Consider the following 19235-nt stretch of genomic DNA (forward strand, 5'->3'; position numbering starts at 1 on the left):
GCGGATCCATGGAAGTCATTCTGCTGGAGCGCGTTGAGAAGCTCGGCCACATCGGTGACGTGGTGAAGGTGAAGGACGGCTTTGCCCGTAACTTCCTCCTGCCGCGCAAGAAGGCGCTCCGCGCCAACGAAGTCAACCGCAAGGTCTTCGAAGCCAATCGTGAGCGCATCGAAGCCGAGAACGCGACCCGTCGCGTCGAGGCCGAGAAGGAATCGAAGACGCTCGAGGGCGTTTCGGTGACCCTGATCCGCCAGGCGTCGAACGTCGGCCAGCTGTACGGCTCGGTCGCGGTGCGCGACCTGGTCGACGTGCTGACCGCCGACGGCCACAAGGTCAACAAGGCGCAGATCGTGCTCGATCGCCCGATCAAGGCGATCGGCGTGTACGAAGTTCGCGTCGCGCTGCACCCGGAAGTCGCGGTGACCATCAAGGTCAACGTCGCACGTTCGCCGGAAGAAGCCGAGATGCAGGCGCAGGGCGTCGACGTCACGGCGGCGATGTTCGAGCGCGAAGAGACCGGCTTCACCGAGGATTACGATCCGAACGCAGAGCCGGGCGAGATCGCGACCGAAGCCCCCGCCGCGGAAGACGCGCAGGGCTGAGTCTAGCGACTCAACCAATAAGGCAGGGGCCGTACCGAGCGATCGGTGCGGCCCTTTCCTTTTGGGGCTGGGGACACACGCCACACCTGTCCTGAAATACGTACGACATGCGGCCGGAACGCTTCGTTACCCACTGGCATGGCAAAATGCGCAGGCGTACCGCGTGGCACCCCGAATCGGTCGGGGAACGGAGACCTGCAGTGGAGCAGTTGGCGAGCGACGGGGATGCCCCCGCGCATCCGCATCAGGAAAAGTTCAGCGCACTGGCGATCGGCGCGATCGGCGTGGTGTTCGGCGATATCGGAACGTCGCCGCTCTATTCGCTCAAGGAAAGTTTCATCGGCCACCACAAGCTGGCCCTGGATCCCGCGCATATCTACGGGGTGCTGTCGCTGATCTTCTGGACGATGACCTCCATCGTCACGGTCAAATATGTCGCACTGATCCTGCGCGCCGACAACAAGGGCGAAGGCGGCAGCCTGGCGCTGCTGGCGCTGATCACCCGCATGATGGGGGATACCCGCTGGCGCGTGGCGATCACCATGACCGGCGTGATCGCCACGGCGCTCTTCTATGGCGACGCGATCATCACGCCCGCAATTTCGGTGCTGTCGGCAGTGGAGGGCCTGACCACGGTTGAGGCCGGGTTCACGCCGCTGGTGCTGCCGGTGACGGTGGCGATCCTGGTCGCGCTATTCGCCATCCAGGCGCGCGGCACCGCGGTCGTGGGCAAGCTGTTCGGGCCGGTGATGCTGGTCTATTTCGCGGTCATCGCAGTGCTCGGCGTCCGCGGCATCGTCGCCGCGCCCGAAATCCTGTGGGCGCTCAATCCGTGGTATGCGGTCAAGTTCTTCGCACTCGACCCCAGCCTCGCCTTCCTGGCGCTGGGCTCGGTGGTGCTGGCGGTGACCGGCGCCGAAGCGCTCTATGCCGACATGGGGCATTTCGGCCGCCGCGCGATCATGGTCTCCTGGCTCTACGTCGCCTTCCCATGCCTGATGCTCAACTATCTCGGCCAGTCGGCGCTGATCCTGCGCAACCCCGCGATGATCGAGAACCCGTTCTTCCTGATGGCACCCGACTGGGCCCGCCTGCCGCTCGTCATCCTCGCCACCATGGCGACGGTGATCGCCAGCCAGGCGGTGATCTCGGGCGCCTTCTCGGTCTCGCAACAGGCGGTGCAGCTCGGCTTCCTGCCGCGGCTGCGCATCCTCCACACCAGTGCCAAGGCGGCCGGGCAAATCTATGTGCCGCTGGTGAACTGGGGCCTGCTGGTGATGGTGGTGCTGCTGGCGCTGGGCTTCCGCAGTTCGAGCAACCTCGCCTCGGCCTATGGCATCGCCGTCACCGGCACGATGTTCATCACCGCCTGCATGCTGGGCGTGCTGACCTTCGCCGTCTGGAAGTGGAACAAGCTGCTCGCCGGCCTCGTTACCGGCAGCTTCCTGCTGATCGACGGCGCCTATTTCGCCTCGAACATCACCAAGATCCCCGATGGCGGCTGGTTCCCGCTGCTGGTGGCGGCGGTCGCGTTCGTGCTGCTGACGACCTGGTCACGCGGGCGGCGACTGGTGCTGGCGCGATTGCAGGAAGGCGCGATGCCGATCGCGCTGTTCATCCGATCGGCCGCGCAGACCGCGACGCGGGTGAAGGGCACCGCGGTGTTCCTCACCTCGACACCGGACAGCATCCCCCCCGCCCTGCTCCACAACCTCAAGCACAACAAGGTACTGCACGAGCGGATCGTGTTGCTCACCGTCGCGATCGAACAGGTCCCGCATGTTCGCGGCACCGCGTCCACGACGATGGAGCCGCTGGGCGACGGCTTCTTCCGCGTCGTGCTGCACTATGGCTTCATGGACGAGGTCGACGTGCCGATGGCACTCGCCGCCATCCAGGATTGCGGTGCGCCGTTCCGGCCGATGGAGACAAGTTACTTCCTCGCCCGCCAGACGCTGCTGCCCTCGTCGCGGCCCGGCATGGCGATCTGGCGCGAGAAGCTGTTCGCCTGGATGGTGCGCAATGCCGAAAGCGCGATGGAATTCTTCAAGCTTCCCACCAATCGCGTGGTCGAACTCGGCAGCCAGCTGGAAATCTGAACAAAAAAATGGGGCGGCTTCCTTGGTGGAAGCCGCCCCAGGTCTTCGGGGTGTGCCTCTTTAGCCGGCGAGGACGGCGGTCTTGCCGCTGGCGCCCTGGACGTCGACCGACGATCCGCCTGCGCGGCGACGCTGCAGCCAGTCCTTGAGCAGTTCGGCGCAGCTATGATCGACCGCGTCGAGCCGCGACACGTCGAGCAGCACCGACTTGCCGCCGGGGACCGACTCCAGCCGGTCCGAAAGCTTGGGCAGCGTGATGAAGGTAGCCGAGCCCGCCAGCGCGATGCGGTGTTCGTCCGCGGCCTCCTGCTGGTCGACCTTGAGGCCGAGGCGGCGGAGGTTGGGCACCAGCTCGAGCATCGACAGCGCGATCCCGACCAGCACGCCGGTCAGCAGGTCTTCGGTGACGACGAGCAGGCAGGTCACCGCCCAGATCGCCGCCGGCAGCAGCCCGTAATGTGCGAACAGGTGGCGGACATGCTTGAGGTTGACCAGCTTGGCACCGGTCACCACCAGCACCGCGCCCAGCGCCGCCATCGGAATTTCGCGCAGCAGCCACGGCAGCAGCGCGACGAAGCCGAGGATCCACGCGCCGTGCAGGATCGCGGAGAGCCGCGTCTGCGCGCCGGCCTGGACGTTGGCCGAGCTGCGGACGATCACGCCGGTCATCGGCAGCGCGCCGGCGACGCCGCACAGCAGATTGCCGATGCCCTGCGCGCGCAGTTCCTTATTGTAGTTGGTCCGCACGCCGTCGTGCATGCGATCGACCGCCGCGGCCGAGAGCAAGGTCTCGGCGCTGGCGATGAAGGCAAGCGCAATCGCGGCGGTGATGACGCTCGGGTCCATCCACTTGGCGAAGAAGCCATTCTCCGGCAGCGCGATCGCCGAGACGATGTTCGAGGGCACGGTGACGCGGGTCACGTCCAGCCCGAGGCTGAACGCCACCAGCGTCGCCGCGACCACGCCGACGAGCGCGCCGGGAACGAGCTTCACCGCAGCCGGCTTGAACTTGTCCCAGCCGAGCATCGTCGCGATGGTCAGCAGACCCAGCGCCAGCGCCATTTCGGCGGAGGCCAGGTTGCTCGAAAGCCCGAGCACGCGCCCCGGCATCGCCGCCAGATTGGCGAGGCCGTTGGACAGCGGCTTGGCATCGAACAACACGTGATACTGGCCCACGACGATCAGGATGCCGATACCCGCAAGCATACCGTGCACCACGGCGGGCGAGATCGCGCGGAACCAGCCGCCAACGCGCAGCACGCCCGCGACCACCTGGATGGCGCCGGCGAGGATCAGGATGGGCCCAAGCGCCGACAGGCCCTGCTCGCGCACCAGCTCGAACACGATGACGGCAAGGCCCGCCGCCGGGCCGCTCACCTGGAGCGGCGATCCGGCGAGCAGGCCGACGACCAGGCCGCCGATAATGCCGGTGACCAGGCCTTTCTCGGGCGGCACGCCCGAGGCGATGGCGATGCCCATGCAGAGCGGCATCGCCACCAGGAACACGACGATCGACGCCGTGAAGTCGCGCACGAAGCTCTTGGGCTTCGGTGCTTCCGCGACCGTGCTCATTCGGCTGCCTCCGCATAGGCGACGTCACGTGCCAGCCGCTGGCCGGCCGGCAGCGCCACCGGCATGGCACGATCCTCGCGGATCGGCACGAAGCGGCCGGTCTCGCCGTCGAGGCCGAGCACCATGCCGGCGCCGATATCGACGAACCAGCCGTGCAGCGCGATCTCGCCGCGCGCGATCCCGGCCGCAACCGAAGGGTGCGTGCGCAGATGGGCGAGCTGGACCACGACATTCTCGAGCGCGGCGGTGCGGACCGCATCGGCGCCTTCCAGATTGTCATAGCCGCCGTCGACCACGCACTTGGCGGCATGGCTGTGACGCAGCCATGCGGTGACGTTGGGCATGCCTTCGAGCATTTCCGGGTTCATCAGCGCCTTCATCGCGCCGCAGTCCGAATGACCGCAGACGATGATGTCGCGCACGCCCAGCGCAGCGACGGCATATTCGACGGTCGAGGACACGCCGCCATTCTGGGTGGCGAAGGGCGGCACGATATTGCCGGCGTTGCGGCAGACGAACAGGTCGCCCGGGTTCGCCTGGATGATGTGCTCCGGCACGACGCGCGAGTCGGCGCAGGAGATCATCAGCGCCTTCGGGCTCTGCCCGTGGGTGGCGAGCTTGGAATAGAGGGCGTGCTGGTTCGGGAAGACCTGCTTCTCGAAATCGACGACGCGTCCGATCACTTCGTTCACGGCTTGCTCCTGTAACAGACCCGCGGCGCGGGCATCTCTTCAGGATCGCACACTACCGGGCGCCATTTGCTGCATCGCGGCGCGTTCGTAAGAAAACGTTGCTAAGCCGTTGGCCCGTCGCGCGGCAGGAGAATTTCGGCGCACAGCCCGCCGCCGTCGCGGTTGGCAAGGCGGAAGCTGCCGCCCTCGGCGTCCGCCGCGCGCGCCACGATCGACAGGCCGAGCCCGAAGCCTACGGTATCGCGCGAACGCGCCGCATCCAGCCGCACGAAGGGCTGCATGACGCGCTGAAGATCCTCCTCCGGGATGCCGGGCCCCTTGTCCTCCACACGGACCGCCACCGCGCCATCGAGCGGTACCAGGCGGATGCAGCACTGCCCGGCATAATGCACCGCATTGTCGACCAGGTTGTTGAGCGCACGCTTGAGCATCAGCGGCCGCACGACCTGCTCGAAATGGTCGGGCCCGTCATATTCGACGTCGCGCCCGTGATCGGCATTTTCGTCGGCGATCGTCGCGCACAGCACCGCGAGGTCGACACGCGCGGGCGTCTCCTTATCCCCCTCTCCGCCGAGGAAGGCCAGCAGGGAGGAAATCATCGCCTCCATCTCGGTGATGTCGGTCTCGACCGCGGCGTGCACGTCCGGATCGGCGATCGCATCGGCGCGCAGCCGCAGCCGGGCAAGCGGCGTGCGCATGTCGTGGCCGACGGCGGCGAGCGCCTGGGTGCGATCCGCGATCAGCCGCTGGATGCGCTCCTGCATCCGGTTGAACGCGCTGATCACGCGGCGCAGTTCCTTGGGCCCGGCCTCTTCCACCTGGAGCACGCTGCCGGTGCCGAAACGGTCCGCCGCCAGCGCCAGCCGCCGCATTGGCAGCAACATGCGCCGTAGGAGGATACCGCTGATCAGGATCAGCGCCAGCGCCGGTGCCAGCGCGAGCAGAATGCGGGACAGGCCCAGATCGGCGGCATGGACATGCTCGCGGGTGCGGAAATACATCCAGCTGCCGTCGGGCATCGGCACCGCGCCGACGATCAGCGCCTTGCTCCCCTGCGAAGTGAGCCGCAGGCGCAGCCCGTCCGTTGCCAGGGTCGGCTCCCACAGCACCACCTGCTCGTAGAGGCGGTCGAGGTCCGGCTGCTCGCGCAGGCCGCTCGGCAACTGCGGCATCCAGCGCACTTCGTAGCGCGAGGTGGTGAATTCTAGCGCCAGCTTTTCTCGCCGGACGGGTGGTTGCTCCGCGAGCAGCTTGCGCGCGATCACGAGGTGCTCGGCCAGGCGCCGCGCCTCGTCGTCGCGCACCGCGAACTGGCTGGCGCGCTCGTACAGCAGGGTCGATACGGCGAATTCGATCAGGATGGTCAGCAGCAGGATCGCGAAGACCTGCCCGATCAGCCCGGAAGGACGCTTGAGAAACGCCCTCAACTGCGCGTCACGGGCACGTTGAGCGTGTAGCCGATGCCGCGCACGGTCACGATCGGCGCCTGATGGCCGGCATCGGAGAGCTTGCGCCGAAGCCGGCTGACCAGCACGTCGATGCTCCGATCGGAGCTGTCGCCCAGCCGGGTGCGCGACAGCTCGATCAGCCGCTCGCGTGAAATCACCCGGCCCGAATGGTCGCAGAGGGTAACGAGCAGGTCGAATTCGGCGCCGGTAAGGTCCACCACTGCGCCGGTCGGCGACAGCAGCTCGCGGCGCGGCAGGTTCACCGTCCAGCCGTCGAACTGGATCTCGCCCTTGGGTCGCTCGGCGGTGTCGCGCTCGCCCGCACCGCGGCGAAGCACCGCGCGCACCCGGGCAACCAGCTCGCGCGTGCCGAAGGGCTTGGGCAGATAATCGTCCGCACCAAGCTCCAGCCCGACGACGCGATCGGTTTCGCTGCCCTTGGCCGAGATGAAGATGATCGGCACCGAACTTTTCTGGCGGATCGCGCGGCACAGGTCGATGCCGCTGGTGCCCGGCAGCATCACGTCGAGCAGCACCAGGTCCACCGGCCCCTGCTCCAGCGCCAGCCACATCTCCGGCGCGGAAGAGGCCGGGCGCACCGTATAGCCGTTTTCCTGGAGCGCGCGGGCGGTCAGCGTGCGCAACTGGGGATCGTCCTCGACCAGCACGATCGTGGGAAGGCTCAGCGGGGGTTCACCTGCATACATTGCGCAGAAACCTAGGGATGGCGATCCGGAGGGTCAACGCCGCACCGCCGCATCGCGGCGTGACGAGGGTCACGGGTGATGTGTTTCGCCGGCGATACAAGGCGCCATATCGTGGGGAAACTATCATGCAGATGCCGCGCCTCAACCGTTCCGTCCTTCCTGGCCGCGCACGCGCGAATCGCGGCACGCTGGCGGCCATCGAGCTCAAGGGGCTGAGGCAGAACATGGCGCCCGCGCGCGATGATTCCGCCTTTGGCCCTCGGCAGCTGCTCGCGGCGCTCGACGGGCTTTCTGCAGCCGTAATCGAAGCGACCGGAAGCTGGGCCTTTCTCACCGCCGAGCGGATCCAGCTAATCGACGCGGCGCATAAGCTCGCTTGGCTGCTGGTACGCGTCAACCGCAGCGAGGCCATGATTGCGCGGTCGCCAGATCTCGCCGGAACCACGCGCGCGATTATCGCGGCCACCTACACGCTTCGCGCGGTGCAGGAACTGGGCGAAGGCGCCGAAGCGATCCAGCCGCTGTTCGACCTGATCGTGCGCATCGACCAGCTGCTGCCGCGCACCGCCCAGCTTTATCAATAAGCACGCCGCGGCGCTGGCATATCGCCGGCAGCGCGGCTAGAGCGGCCGCGAAGGTTCTACCTTCGAACCCATGCCGGTGCCCGCTTGCGGGCGAGAAGGGAATGCGGTGCGGACGCCTTGGCGTTCCAGGCCGCAGCTGCCCCTGCAACTGTGTGCGGCGAGTGGCCGGGCAATGGCCATTGGGAGCGATCCCGAGAAGGCGCCCGAGCCGCAGCGACCCGCGAGCCAGGAGACCTGCCGGCACGGGGTCGCTCACGCCTGGTCCAGGGTGCGGCCGAGGCGCGGAATCCTCCGTTCGAGCGACGAGAAACTGCCGGGCACGCGATCGTGCGCCCGGTCGATTGTCATTGCAGGAACGGGGCGACGGACGTGCACATCCATTCTTTCCTCAAGCGCGGCGCGGGCGCGGCATGATCGATCTGTCGAGTGTCGCGGCCTTCGATCAGGCGCTGGTCTCGCTGCCTTCTCCCGACGCAGCTGCCGCCGATGCCGCGCGGGAACGCCAGCAACAGCTCACCAAGCCCCCGGGCTCGCTGGGGCGGCTGGAGGATCTCGCCATCTTCCTCGCCGGCTGGCAGGGCCGCGCGCGCCCCTCGATCGACGCCGCGCGCGCTGTGATCTTCGCCGGCAACCACGGCGTCGCCGCGCAGGGGGTCAGCGCCTTCCCCGCCGAAGTGACCGCGCAGATGGTCGCCAACTTCGCCGCGGGCGGCGCAGCGATCAACGCGCTGACCGGCGTCATCGGGATGCGGCTGGACGTGATCGCTCTCGACCTCGATCGCCCCACCCGCGACTTCACCAACGGTGCGGCGATGGAGGAAGCCGAGTGCCTTGAAGCGCTCCGGCAAGGCGCCGCAGTGGTGACGCCTGACACCGACCTGCTGCTGCTCGGCGAAATGGGCATCGCCAACTCGACCGCCGCAGCCGCGCTGTGCCTGCGCAGCTTCGGAGGCACGCCGGCGGACTGGGTGGGCCCTGGTACCGGTCTCGACCCGCATGGCGTCGGCCGCAAGGGCGCGGTGATTGCCCGCGCGATCGAGGTGCATGCCGGGGCCCCGCACACGCCGTTCGAAACGCTGCGGCGGCTGGGCGGGCGCGAGCTGGCGGCGATCGCAGGCGCAGTCCTCGCCGCGCGCCACGCGGGCGTGCCGGTGCTGCTCGACGGTTTCATCTGCTGCGCCTCGCTCGCTCCCCTGGCTGCAGCGGCACCCGCAATCATCGACCATTGCATCGCCGGACATTGCTCCGCCGAGCCGGGCCATGCGCGCCTGCTGGCGCGGCTGGGGCTGGAACCGCTGCTGCGGCTCGACATGCGGCTGGGCGAAGGGAGCGGCGCGGCGGTGGCCGCGGCAGTGCTGCGATCGGCCTTGGCGGCGCATAATGGCATGGCGACTTTCGCCGAGGCTGGAGTCGCCGGCGGGGCATGACCGGCATCGTCCTCCACCTCCTCCGCCACGGCGCGACCGACGCCGAGGGCCGGCTGATCGGCCGCACCGAGGCGCAGCCGCGCGCCGAGGGGGTGGAAGCGTGCGTCGTGCGCGCGGCGGGGCTTTCGGTGGAGGCGGTGCTGCACTCGGGTCTCGCTCGCAGCGCGGTGCCCGCACGGCAGATCGCTGCGGCGATGGCCCTCGAAGCCCGGGAAGACGCCCGCTGGCGCGAACTCGATTTCGGCGCGTGGGACGGACTCGCCTTCGACGCGATCGACGCCGACGCGCTCGCCGCATTCCAGGCCGAGCCGGCCCGGCATCGCCCCCCGGACGGCGAAACATGGCCGGCACTCGTCGCGCGCGTCGGCGAGGCGATCGCCGCGATCGATCGCCCGACGCTCGTCGTCACCCATGGCGGTGCGATGCGCGCGGCGCTTGCAACCCTGTGCACCCTCGACTTTCCCCAACTCTGGAACATCGCTTTGCCCCATGCCGCGCTGCTGAGCCTGCGCGTCTGGCCCGGCACCCCGCGCGTCGGCCAGATCATCGGACTCGTGACATGAAAGAATTCGTCCTCGCCCTCCAGTTCCTGACCCGCCTGCCGCTGCCCCCGGTCAGAGCCGACGACGCGACGTTCGCCCGCTCGATGCGCTGGTTCCCCGCGGCCGGAATGGTCGTCGGGCTGGTGCTGCTGGCCGGCTTGTGGCTCGGCAATCTGCTCGATCCCTGGACGGGCGCACTGCTCGGGCTGGCGGCGTGGGTCGGGGTAACCGGCGCGCTGCACCTCGACGGGCTCGCCGACCTCGCCGATGCGAGCGGCGCGCTGCACAAGGGGCGCGAGCGGCTGCGCGAGGTGCTGGCCGATCCGCATGTCGGCAGCTTCGGCGTGGTGGCGATCGGGCTGCAGCTCCTCGCCAAGCTGGTGCTGCTCCACGCGCTGCTGGCGAGCACCGGCTGGTGGACCATCCTGTTTGCGCCCGCCGCAGCGCGGTTCGGGCCATTGGTCTGGACCCGCTGGCTGCCGCCGCTGCACGAGGGGCTGGCCAGCCGCTTCCGCAGCGCCGTACGCCCCGCCGATCTGATCGTCTGGCTGGTACTGCTCGCCTTCGCCGCCGCCCTAGCCGCACCGGCCCTGCTCGCAGCACCCGTGCTGATCGCCGCCTGGGGCTGGCGGGTCCGGCGCCTGCTCGGCGGCATTTCGGGCGACGGGCACGGCGCGGGCATCGAGCTGGTCGAGACCGGGCTGCTCCTGGCGCTGGTGATCGCGCCGCATCTGGGATGAGCGATCCGCTGCGCCATCATGGCGGCAACCTCGCCGCCGCCCGCGCGCGGTTCGGCGGCGGTCCCTGGCTTGACCTGTCGACCGGGATCAACCCGGTGCCGTGGACGGTGCCAGCCAATCTCGACGTCGAGCTGGGTCCGCTGCCCGATCCGTCGCTGCTGGCCGCTCTCGAAGCGGCGGCCGCCGTTTATTTCGGCGCTCCGCCAGAGAACGTCTGCGCAGTTCCGGGTAGCGAAATGGGGCTGCGGCTGCTGGGGCCCGCGCTGGGCGGCCGCGCCTGCCATCATGTCCCGGGGTATCGCACGCACGGTGCCGCCTTCGCCGGCAGCCTGCCGCTGACCACCGGCGCTTCCGTGCCGGGCGACACGACGCTGCTCCTCGCGAACCCCAACAACCCTTGCGGCACCCTGCGCGACGGGGCAGCGCTGGAGACGCTGCTGGCCGAGCGCACCGCGGCGGGAGGCTGGCTAATCGTCGACGAAGCCTTTGCCGATGCGCATCCGGAGGAGAGCATCGCGTCCCTGGTAGACGACGCGCGTCGGCTGATCGTCTTCCGCTCGTTCGGCAAATTCTTCGGGCTGGCCGGGCTTCGGCTCGGCTTCGTCCTCGCCCCCCGCCCCATCCTCGCCCGCTACCGCGCGCTGCTCGGTGACTGGCCGATCGACGCAACGGCCCTGGCGATCGGCACCCGCGCCTATCGCGACCGGACATGGATCGATGCGACGCGAACCTCGCTTGCAGCCAAAGCGGCAATTTTCGACCGACTGCTCGAAACGCACGGCCTCTTGCCCGAGGGGAAGTCGCCGCTGTTCCGGCTGATATCCCACCCCGACGCCGCAGCGATCTTCGAGCGACTGGCCCGCGCGCACATCCTTGCCCGGCCGTTCGACTATGCCCCGCACTGGCTGCGCTTCGGTATACCCGCCGACACTACGGCGCTGGACCGTGTCGACCAGGCGCTCCGCCATGGCTGAGCCGGTTGCGCTCGCCGCGCTGGCAGTGGAGGCGGCGGTCGGCTGGCCCGCATGGCTCTACGCGCGGATCGGCCATCCGGTCGGCGCCTTCGCGCGGCTGATCGCCATTTGCGAGCGCCGATGGAACCGGCCCGAGGCTTCGGCACGGCGCCGCCGGCTGCTCGGCGTCCTGACGGTGGCGCTACTACTTCTGGTCGCCGTTGGTGCTGGCCTAACCATCGAAGCTGTGGCGGCGCATTCCTCCTTCGGCTGGCTGGTGCTCGTCATCGCCGCCGTTCCGGGACTCGCTCAGCACAGCCTGTATGTGCACGTCCGGCCCGTTGCCGCAGCCTTGGGCCGCGGCGACCTGGCCGGGGCACGTACCGCGGTAAGCTATATCGTCGGGCGCGACACCGCACGGCTCGACGCCTCCGGTGTTGCCCGTGCCGCGATCGAAAGCCTCGCCGAGAGCTTCTGCGACGGCATCGTCGCCCCGCTCTTCTGGCTGCTCGTCGGTGGCCTGCCCGGGCTTTGGGCCTACAAGGCGATCAACACCGCCGACAGCCTGATCGGCCATCGCGAGCCCCGCTGGCGCGCCTTCGGCTGGGCGGCGGCACGGACCGACGATCTGCTCAACCTGTTGCCGGCCAGACTGTCCGGCGTGCTGCTCTGCCTCGCCGGCGCGGGCGGCTGGCGGACGCTTTGGCGCGACGCCGGCAAGCACGCCTCGCCCAATGCCGGCTGGCCGGAAGCGGCGATGGCCGGCGCGCTCGGCCTGCGCCTGGCGGGCCCCATCGCCTATGACGACGTGGTAGCCGACAAGCCCTGGATCGGCGAGGGGCGCGAAGAGGCGACCGCGCCCGACATAAGCCGCGCGCTCGCCCTCTATGTCCGCGCCTGCGGGCTGCTATGGATCCTCGCGGGAGGGATCGCATGGCTGCGCTGATGCTGCAGGGGACCGGATCGGACGTCGGCAAGTCGGTGCTCGTCGCGGGCCTGTGCCGCGCCCTGAGCAACCGCGGCCTGCGCATCCGGCCCTTCAAGCCGCAGAACATGTCGAACAACGCCGCAGTGACCGAGGATGGCGGCGAGATCGGTCGCGCCCAAGCGCTCCAGGCGCTCGCCTGCCGGGTGGCGCCGCAAACCGACATGAACCCGGTGCTGCTCAAGCCCCAGGCCGATCGCACCTCGCAGTTGGTGGTGCACGGCAAGGTGCGCGGCACGCTCCACGCCGGCAACTACCGCGAGGCGCGCAAGGCGCTGCTCGGCGAGGTGCTGACCAGCTATCGCCGCCTCTCGACCGCGTGCGACCTGGTGCTGGTGGAAGGCGCCGGATCGCCCGCCGAGATCAACCTGCGCGCGGGCGACATTGCCAATATGGGGTTCGCGCGCGCCGCGAACGTGCCCGTGATCCTGGTCGGCGACATCGATCGCGGCGGGGTGATCGCGGCGGTGGTCGGCACGCGCGCGGTGCTCGATCCCGAGGATGCCGCGATGATCCGCGGCTTTATGATCAACAAGTTCCGCGGCGATCCTGCGCTGTTCTCTGATGGTTATGCGCAGATCGAGGAACGCTCCGGCTGGCGCGGCTATGGCCTGATCCCCTGGCTGTGCGACGCAGCGCGGCTGCCGAGCGAGGACGCGGTGATGCTCGAGCGCAGCCCGAAGTCGGCGGGCGGACGCATGCTGATCGCCTGCCCGATGCTGCCGCGCATCGCCAATTTCGACGATCTCGACCCGCTCAAGCTCGAACCCGGCGTCACGCTGGCGATGATCCCACCCGGCCAGCCGCTGCCCGGCGATGCAGCGCTGGTGGTCCTGCCCGGCTCCAAGGCGACGATCGCCGATCTCGCGGCATTGCGCGAACAAGGCTGGGACATCGACCTGCTGGCCCATCACCGTCGCGGCGGCGCGATCCTCGGCATCTGCGGCGGCTATCAGATGCTCGGCCGCACCATCGCCGATCCGCACGGGATCGAAGGACCCGCGGGCAGCGCTCCCGGACTCGGCCTCCTCGACGTCGAAACCGAACTCACGCGCGAAAAGGCGCTCCGCCCCGCGCAGGGTACCGCCCTCGGCGCGGACATCCGCGGGTACGAGATGCACATGGGCGTGACCATGGGGCCGGACACCGCCAGGCCCTTCGCGATGCTCGACACCGGGCCCGACGGCGCGATCTCGCGGGACGGTCGCGTCCTGGGCACCTATCTGCACGGCATGTTCGCCAGTACCGGCCTTCGCCGGGCGCTGCTCGCTCGGATCGGCATTGCGTCGACCGGGGTCGACTATGCCGCGTCGGTCGACGCCGCGCTCGACGCCATCGCCGCCGAACTCGAAACCCATGTCGATATTACCGCACTGATCGCGCTCGCCCGGGAGGCACCACGATGACCAGCCTGTTCGTCCTCGGCGGTGCCCGCTCGGGCAAGAGCCGCTATGCCCAGGCGCGCGCCGAGTCCCTCCCCGGTGACCTTCTCTACATCGCCACTGCGCAGGCCTTCGACGCGGAGATGGAAGAGCGCATCGCCCACCATCGTGCCGATCGCGGCCCGCGCTGGTCGACGCTCGACGTGCCGCTCGGTCTGCCCGCAGCAATCCTCGCCCATGCGGCGCCCGCGCGCGTGCTGTTGGTCGACTGCCTGACGCTGTGGACCTCGAACCTGATGTTCGCCGAGCGCGACCTCGATGCGGAGACGGAGGCGCTCGCCACCGCCGTGACGCAGGCGGGCGGTCCAGTGCTCCTCGTCGCCAACGAAGTCGGTCTCGGTATCGTGCCCGACAACGCCCTCGCCCGCCGCTTCCGTGACGCCGCCGGGCGGATCAACCAGGCAATCGCGGCTGCGGCGGAGGAAGTACAGTTCATCGCCGCCGGACTTCCCTTGCGGTTGAAATAGCCGAAGGTTGACGGATAAGCATCGGCACACGACGCTGGCACTTCCCTCCGCCTCCGGGAGCCTAGCCGATGAAGTCGATCCTCGCCCTGCCCTTGCTGCTCGCGCTCGCGCCGGACGAGGACGTCACCCCTGTCGATCGCCTCGCCCACGAAAAGATGCTGGTGCTCGACACCCATCTCGACACTCCCGAACTGTTCGAGCATCCCGGCTGGGATTTCGCCCGCTGGCACGATCGCGCCTTCGACGGCAGCCAGGTCGACATTCCCCGCATGGAGCAGGGTGGGCTCGATGGCGGGTTCTTCGTCATCTACACGCCGCAGGGGCCCCTGACCCCGGCCGGCTATGCCGCCGCGCGCAATGCCGCGCTCACTCGCGCCACCTGGATCCAGCGCGTCGTTGCGGCCCATCCCGACAAGCTCGAACTGGCGACCACGCCTGCCGATGCCCGGCGCATCGCCGCCAGCGGCAAGCGAGTCGTCTTCCAGAGCATCGAGAACAGCTATCCGCTGGGCGAGGACCTCAGCCTGCTGCGCCATTTCCACGATCTCGGCGTCCGACTCGCCGGGCCCGTCCATTTCCGCAACAACCAGTTCGCGGACAGCGCCACCGACAAGCCAAAATGGCACGGCTTCAGCCCCCTCGGGCGGCAATGGGTGGCGGAGATGAACCGGCTGGGCATGGTGATCGACGTCAGCCACGCCTCGGACGACGTGTTCGACCAGGCGCTGGCGCTGTCGAAGACACCGATCCTCGCTTCGCATTCCGGCCCCAAGGCGATCTTTGATCATCCGCGCAACCTCGACGATGCGCGGATGCGCAAGCTGGCAGCCGCCGGCGGGGTGCTGCAGATCAACAGCGTCTATCTCGCGCCCCCGGTGTCGGTACCGGGCGGCGACTCCTTGAGCGAACGCCAGCGCCGCTGGTGGGTGCTCCCGCCCGCCGAGCAGCGCAAGCTGGTCGCCGATATCGCCGCACTGGGCCCGGTCGGCGGCACCGCCGATTTCGAACTCTTCATGCGCAGCCTGCTCCATGCGATCCAGGTGATGGGCGTCGACCATGTCGGCATCGGTGCGGACTGGGATGGCGGCGGCGGCGTGCGCGGCATGGAAGACATCACCGCCCTTCCCCGCATCACCGCGAGGCTGCGCAAGGCGGGCTATGGCGACGCCGATATCGAGAAGATCTGGAGCGGCAACGCGCTGCGCGTGCTGCAGGCTGCGGAGGATTGGGCCACGGCTCACCCCGGATAAAAAACGCCCTGCCCATACCAGCGGAGAGCTTGACCTTATTAGTTAGCGTCCTAACTAACGGCCCTTATGGCCGATCGGCATTCCTTGGAGCGCGCGCTTGCGACGCGCATGAACCCCGTGTCGCGGGCGTGGCAGCGGCTTGCCGACGCGACGCTGGCCTCGCTCGACATCTCCAGCTCGACCGGCTGGGCGCTCGTCTATCTGCAGCGGCTCGGCGAGGATACGCGCCAGGCGGACCTTGCCCGCGCCGTCGGTGTGACCGAAGCGTCGCTGGTCCGCACGCTGCACGCGCTGGAGGATGCCGGGCTCGTCGAGCGCGTCGCCGACCCGCGTGACCGCCGCGCCAACAGACTCCGGCTGACAAATTCCGGCGTTTCGCTTGCGTCACGGATCGACACGCGCCTCGCCGCGTTGCGCAGCGAGTTGCTCGATGGGGTGAGTGACGAAGCGCTGGAGACGACCTTGGCGGTACTCGATCATCTGGCAGCGCGTCTTGCCAAACGGCGGCCGCAGCCATGAAAGATCGCTGGGGCATCGACGCCGCCCTTTTCTCGCTCAAATCCTTCGCGGCGGCGATGCTCGCCGTCTATCTGGCGCTGTCGATCGGGCTCGATCGGCCCTATTGGTCGTTCCTGACCGCCTATATCGTCGCGCAGCCGCTTGCCGGTGCGGTGCTCTCCAAGGCGCTGTTCCGCGTGATCGGCACCGTGGTGGGTGCGGCAGCGGCCGTTGCGATGGTGCCGCCGCTTATCAACACGCCCGAACTGCTGGTGCTCGCCATTTCGGGCTGGCTGGCATTGTGCGTGTTCGTCTCGCTGCTCGACCGCACCCCGCGCTCCTACATGTTCGTGCTGGCGGGCTATTCCGCCGTGCTGATCGTGCTGCCCAGCGTCGATGCGCCGGGCACCATCTTCACCGTGGCGAGCCTGCGCGTGCAGGAGATCACCCTCGGCATCCTTTGCGGCAGCCTGGTGCACGGCGTGGTGTTCCCACGATCGGTTGCCGCCTTCCTGCTCACCCGCGTCTCGACCATCGTCAAAGATGCCGAGCGCTGGTCGCACGATTCGATCTCGCTGCAGCCGGTGGCGGGCGTCGATGCCGAACGCCGCCGCCTCGCCGCCGACATCACCGAACTCCACCAGCTCTCGATTCACCTGCCCTACGAGACTGCCCGCACCGCGCCCCGCGTGCGCACCGTCCGCGCGCTGCAGGACCAGCTCTCGCTGTTGATGCCGCTGGGCGCGGCGGTCGACGATCGCACGGTGCAGCTGCTCGCCCATGGCGAGCTGCCGCAGGATGTGGCGGCCTTGCTTGTCGATACCCAGCAATGGCTCAAGACGCTGGATCGCGACCGCGAGGAACGCGCCGCCGACGCCGCGATCCTCGAGGCCCGCTGCGCCGCGCTCGAGCCCGATGTCCACCCCGGCAGCACATGGCACGATCTGCTGGTGCTGAGCCTGCTCTCGCGCCTGTCCGCGCTGATCGCCGCACATCGCGATTGCCGCGAGCTCGCCGAGCAGCTTGCCACGCTTGATCGCCGCCCGGTGAGCCCGCGCGTCGCCGAGCTGCTCGAAGGGCGGCGCGGCCGCGAGCTTCATATCGACTGGATCGGCGCGGCGCGCGGCGCACTCGGCGCCTTCCTCACCCTGGCGATCGGCTCGGCGATCTGGATCGCCAGCGGCTGGTCGGACGGATCGACCGCGGTGATGCTGGCAGGCGTTTTCCTTGCGCTGTTCGCCGCCGCGCCCGATCCGCTCCTGCCGCTGCGTACCTTCTTTTGGGGCACGTTGGTCGCGACGATCCTCGGCGCGATCTACGGCTATGCGATCATGCCGCGGCTCGACGGGTTCGTGCAGCTCGCCGCCGCGATGGCATCGCCCTTGTTGATCCTCGGCGCGATGATGCACTCGCCCAAATGGATGGGCCTGGCGCTGCCGACCCTGCTCGGCCTCGGCAGCCCGCTGCTGATCTCCGCGCGGTACACCAGCGCTTTCGCCAGCTTCGTCAACGGCGCGATTGCGCAGCTGATGGGGGTCGCCTTCGCGATCCTGATGGCGCGGCTGCTGCAATCGGCGGGCATTGAGCAGGCGATCCGGCGGACGCTGCGCGCCGGCTGGGCCGACATCGCCGAACGCAGCAACCTGATGACGCCGCCGGACATCCGCGGCTGGATCAACCGCATGCTTGATCGCATTGCGCTGCTCGCCCCACGGCTGGCGCTGAGCGGTCGCTCGCCCGGCAAGCCGCTCTACGACGCGCTGCGCGACCTGCGTACCGGCGTGGCAATTGCTGAATTGCGCGCGCTGCGCCTGGAGCTACCTCCCGAACGCTCGGCGCCGCTCACCGACGTGCTGCGCGACGTCGGCGATTATTACCGCCGCCTCGAACCCGAGGTAGAAAAGCCCGAGGACCCCGGCTTGCTCGCCCATATCGACAACGCGCTCCATGCAACCGCACATGACGGCGACGCCGCGGTCCGTCGCACCGCCGCACTCGGCTTGCTCGCGCTGCGACGCAACCTCTTCCCCAACGCCGATCCGGCCCCGGAGGCCAGGCTGTGACCGGCGAAATCTCCATCGACGGCGTCTTCGTGCCGACGCTGCTGCTGCTCGGCGTGCTCGCGATGGTGCTGACCATGGCGCTCGCCCGCCTGCTCAACGCCTTCGGCCTCTATCGCTTCGTTGCCTATCGGGCGCTCGTTGATCTCTGCCTGTTCATCCTCCTGCTCGGCCTGCTCGCCTGGGCCACCCCCTCGATCGGATTCCACCCATGAAACGCTACCTCCCTGCCCTCGGCCGCAGCGCCGCGACGATCCTGATCGTAGTCGCCGCCGCATTCGTCGCCTTGTGGTTGTGGCAGCATTATGCGCGTAGCCCCTGGACGCGCGACGGGCGCGTGCGGGCAGACGTGGTGCGGGTGACGCCGGACATCGCCGGGCTGGTGACCGCGGTGGCGGTGCACGACAACCAGCAGGTCAAAGCCGGCGACCTGCTTTTCGTGATCGATCAGCCGCGTTACTCCCTGGCGCTCGCCCAGGCGCGCGCCAGCGTCGAGAGCGCCCGTGCGACGCTCAACCAGGCGCAACGCGAGGCGCGCCGCGACCTCGCGCTCGGCAATCTCGTCGCCGCCGAGACGCACGAACAGAATGTCGCGCGCGTGGCGACGGCGCAGGCAGCGCTCGCCCAGGCGCTGACCTCGGTGCAGAGCGCCGAACTCAACGTCTCGCGCACCCAGGTGAAGGCGTCGGTCAACGGCACCGTCACCAACCTCGATTTGCACCCGGGTGACTATGTCGCGGCGGGCCAGCAGGCGATGGCACTCGTCGATGCCGACAGCCTGCGCGTCGAAGGCTATTTCGAGGAAACCAAGCTGCCCAGCATCCGCATCGGCGCACCGGTAACGGTGGAGCTGATGGGCGAGCCGCGGCTGCTCCACGGCGTGGTCGAGAGCATCGCCGCCGGCATCAACGACACGACGCGCAGCAATTCCGGCAACCTGCTGCCCAGCGTCGACCCGACCTTCACCTGGGTCCGGCTCGCCCAGCGTATCCCGGTGCGGGTGAAGCTCACCCAGCTGCCGGCCGATGTCCGCCTGATCGCCGGCCGCACCGCGACCGTGACGATCCAGCCGGCCGCAAACGCGCAGCCGGCGCCGGTCCGGCCTACGTCGACACCGACACCGACACCGACACCAACCGCGCCCGCAGTTTCGAAGGCGAAGTGACC

General features: G+C 68.9%; 19 protein-coding genes and 1 riboswitch. Of the genes, 15 read left to right on the forward strand and 4 right to left on the reverse strand.

Features of this window, described 5'->3' with window-relative positions:
• Positions 1-8 precede the first annotated feature (8 nt).
• Positions 9-602: a 50S ribosomal protein L9 gene (rplI, locus tag QZ670_RS10290; protein WP_294254682.1), complete on the forward strand. Its 594-nt coding sequence runs from the start codon at positions 9-11 to the stop codon at positions 600-602.
• A gap of 200 nt (positions 603-802) precedes the next feature.
• On the forward strand, positions 803-2701 hold the full coding sequence (locus tag QZ670_RS10295; RefSeq protein ID WP_294254685.1) for a potassium transporter Kup: 1899 nt from the start codon (positions 803-805) through the stop codon (positions 2699-2701).
• A 60-nt stretch (positions 2702-2761) separates the two neighbouring features.
• On the opposite strand, the gene QZ670_RS10300 is transcribed toward QZ670_RS10295, so the two are convergent.
• The 4 genes from QZ670_RS10300 to QZ670_RS10315 all read right to left on the reverse strand — a co-directional run bounded on the left by QZ670_RS10300 (position 2762) and on the right by QZ670_RS10315 (position 7099).
• Positions 2762-4273, reverse strand: a complete 1512-nt coding sequence (locus QZ670_RS10300; RefSeq protein WP_294254689.1) for a SulP family inorganic anion transporter — start codon at positions 4271-4273, stop codon at positions 2762-2764.
• The gene (locus tag QZ670_RS10305) at positions 4270-4965 is read right to left on the reverse strand and encodes a carbonic anhydrase (protein ID WP_294254692.1); all 696 of its coding nucleotides are present in this window, start codon (positions 4963-4965) and stop codon (positions 4270-4272) included. Before QZ670_RS10305 ends, QZ670_RS10300 begins: the two co-directional genes overlap by 4 nt.
• 101 nt (positions 4966-5066) lie before the next feature.
• Positions 5067-6392 carry an ATP-binding protein gene (locus QZ670_RS10310; protein WP_294254695.1) on the reverse strand — a complete coding sequence of 442 codons (1326 nt, stop codon included), beginning with the start codon at positions 6390-6392 and terminating at the stop codon, positions 5067-5069.
• Positions 6389-7099 (reverse strand): response regulator transcription factor, encoded by a 711-nt coding sequence (locus QZ670_RS10315; RefSeq protein ID WP_121079427.1) that lies wholly within the window; start codon positions 7097-7099, stop codon positions 6389-6391. The genes QZ670_RS10310 and QZ670_RS10315 overlap by 4 nt, the downstream gene beginning before the upstream one ends.
• A gap of 146 nt (positions 7100-7245) precedes the next feature.
• Here QZ670_RS10315 and QZ670_RS10320 point away from each other — a divergent pair, with 146 nt between their 5' ends.
• From QZ670_RS10320 to QZ670_RS10380, 13 genes are all read left to right on the forward strand, one after another.
• A complete protein-coding gene (locus QZ670_RS10320; protein ID WP_294254698.1) occupies positions 7246-7704 on the forward strand; it encodes a hypothetical protein in 459 nt (152 codons plus the stop codon).
• Between the two features lie 57 nt (positions 7705-7761).
• Positions 7762-7961, forward strand: a riboswitch (cobalamin riboswitch).
• A gap of 153 nt (positions 7962-8114) precedes the next feature.
• Complete coding sequence (gene cobT / locus QZ670_RS10325; protein WP_294254700.1) at positions 8115-9131, forward strand: nicotinate-nucleotide--dimethylbenzimidazole phosphoribosyltransferase; 1017 nt, start codon at positions 8115-8117, stop codon at positions 9129-9131.
• Positions 9128-9694 (forward strand): histidine phosphatase family protein, encoded by a 567-nt coding sequence (locus tag QZ670_RS10330; protein WP_294254703.1) that lies wholly within the window; start codon positions 9128-9130, stop codon positions 9692-9694. The genes cobT and QZ670_RS10330 overlap by 4 nt, the downstream gene beginning before the upstream one ends.
• On the forward strand, positions 9691-10413 hold the full coding sequence (gene cobS, locus QZ670_RS10335; RefSeq protein WP_294254706.1) for an adenosylcobinamide-GDP ribazoletransferase: 723 nt from the start codon (positions 9691-9693) through the stop codon (positions 10411-10413). Before QZ670_RS10330 ends, cobS begins: the two co-directional genes overlap by 4 nt.
• On the forward strand, positions 10410-11387 hold the full coding sequence (locus tag QZ670_RS10340) for a threonine-phosphate decarboxylase (RefSeq protein WP_294254708.1): 978 nt from the start codon (positions 10410-10412) through the stop codon (positions 11385-11387). The genes cobS and QZ670_RS10340 overlap by 4 nt, the downstream gene beginning before the upstream one ends.
• The gene (cbiB, locus tag QZ670_RS10345) at positions 11380-12312 is read left to right on the forward strand and encodes an adenosylcobinamide-phosphate synthase CbiB (RefSeq protein ID WP_294254710.1); all 933 of its coding nucleotides are present in this window, start codon (positions 11380-11382) and stop codon (positions 12310-12312) included. The genes QZ670_RS10340 and cbiB overlap by 8 nt, the downstream gene beginning before the upstream one ends.
• Positions 12300-13757, forward strand: coding sequence for a cobyric acid synthase (locus QZ670_RS10350; RefSeq protein ID WP_294254713.1), 1458 nt, complete (start codon positions 12300-12302; stop codon positions 13755-13757). The genes cbiB and QZ670_RS10350 overlap by 13 nt, the downstream gene beginning before the upstream one ends.
• A complete protein-coding gene (gene cobU, locus QZ670_RS10355) occupies positions 13754-14260 on the forward strand; it encodes a bifunctional adenosylcobinamide kinase/adenosylcobinamide-phosphate guanylyltransferase (RefSeq protein WP_294254715.1) in 507 nt (168 codons plus the stop codon). Before QZ670_RS10350 ends, cobU begins: the two co-directional genes overlap by 4 nt.
• A gap of 68 nt (positions 14261-14328) precedes the next feature.
• Positions 14329-15510: a dipeptidase gene (locus QZ670_RS10360; protein WP_294254718.1), complete on the forward strand. Its 1182-nt coding sequence runs from the start codon at positions 14329-14331 to the stop codon at positions 15508-15510.
• Positions 15511-15618: 108 nt separating this feature from the next.
• The gene (locus tag QZ670_RS10365; protein WP_294254721.1) at positions 15619-16029 is read left to right on the forward strand and encodes a MarR family transcriptional regulator; all 411 of its coding nucleotides are present in this window, start codon (positions 15619-15621) and stop codon (positions 16027-16029) included.
• Positions 16026-18071 (forward strand): FUSC family protein, encoded by a 2046-nt coding sequence (locus QZ670_RS10370; RefSeq protein WP_294254724.1) that lies wholly within the window; start codon positions 16026-16028, stop codon positions 18069-18071. Before QZ670_RS10365 ends, QZ670_RS10370 begins: the two co-directional genes overlap by 4 nt.
• Positions 18068-18283, forward strand: coding sequence for a DUF1656 domain-containing protein (locus tag QZ670_RS10375; protein ID WP_294254726.1), 216 nt, complete (start codon positions 18068-18070; stop codon positions 18281-18283). The genes QZ670_RS10370 and QZ670_RS10375 overlap by 4 nt, the downstream gene beginning before the upstream one ends.
• Positions 18280-19233 carry an efflux RND transporter periplasmic adaptor subunit gene (locus QZ670_RS10380; RefSeq protein ID WP_294254729.1) on the forward strand — a complete coding sequence of 318 codons (954 nt, stop codon included), beginning with the start codon at positions 18280-18282 and terminating at the stop codon, positions 19231-19233. The genes QZ670_RS10375 and QZ670_RS10380 overlap by 4 nt, the downstream gene beginning before the upstream one ends.
• Positions 19234-19235 lie beyond the last annotated feature (2 nt).

The organism is uncultured Sphingomonas sp. (assembly GCF_913774285.1).
GTDB lineage: Bacteria > Pseudomonadota > Alphaproteobacteria > Sphingomonadales > Sphingomonadaceae > Sphingomonas.

Bases quoted from the DNA above. Each gene is read 5' to 3' on its own strand.
- cbiB (WP_294254710.1), top strand. From the start codon at position 11,380: ATGGCTGAGCCGGTTGCGCTCGCCGCGCTGGCAGTGGAGGCGGCGGTC.
- QZ670_RS10350 (WP_294254713.1), top strand. From the start codon at position 12,300: ATGGCTGCGCTGATGCTGCAGGGGACCGGATCGGACGTCGGCAAGTCG.
- cobT (WP_294254700.1), top strand. From the start codon at position 8,115: ATGATCGATCTGTCGAGTGTCGCGGCCTTCGATCAGGCGCTGGTCTCG.
- QZ670_RS10340 (WP_294254708.1), top strand. From the start codon at position 10,410: ATGAGCGATCCGCTGCGCCATCATGGCGGCAACCTCGCCGCCGCCCGC.
- QZ670_RS10370 (WP_294254724.1), top strand. From the start codon at position 16,026: ATGAAAGATCGCTGGGGCATCGACGCCGCCCTTTTCTCGCTCAAATCC.
- rplI (WP_294254682.1), top strand. From the start codon at position 9: ATGGAAGTCATTCTGCTGGAGCGCGTTGAGAAGCTCGGCCACATCGGT.
- cobS (WP_294254706.1), top strand. From the start codon at position 9,691: ATGAAAGAATTCGTCCTCGCCCTCCAGTTCCTGACCCGCCTGCCGCTG.
- QZ670_RS10320 (WP_294254698.1), top strand. From the start codon at position 7,246: ATGCAGATGCCGCGCCTCAACCGTTCCGTCCTTCCTGGCCGCGCACGC.
- cobU (WP_294254715.1), top strand. From the start codon at position 13,754: ATGACCAGCCTGTTCGTCCTCGGCGGTGCCCGCTCGGGCAAGAGCCGC.
- QZ670_RS10300 (WP_294254689.1), bottom strand. From the start codon at position 4,273: ATGAGCACGGTCGCGGAAGCACCGAAGCCCAAGAGCTTCGTGCGCGAC.
- QZ670_RS10330 (WP_294254703.1), top strand. From the start codon at position 9,128: ATGACCGGCATCGTCCTCCACCTCCTCCGCCACGGCGCGACCGACGCC.
- QZ670_RS10360 (WP_294254718.1), top strand. From the start codon at position 14,329: ATGAAGTCGATCCTCGCCCTGCCCTTGCTGCTCGCGCTCGCGCCGGAC.
- QZ670_RS10380 (WP_294254729.1), top strand. From the start codon at position 18,280: ATGAAACGCTACCTCCCTGCCCTCGGCCGCAGCGCCGCGACGATCCTG.
- QZ670_RS10365 (WP_294254721.1), top strand. From the start codon at position 15,619: ATGAACCCCGTGTCGCGGGCGTGGCAGCGGCTTGCCGACGCGACGCTG.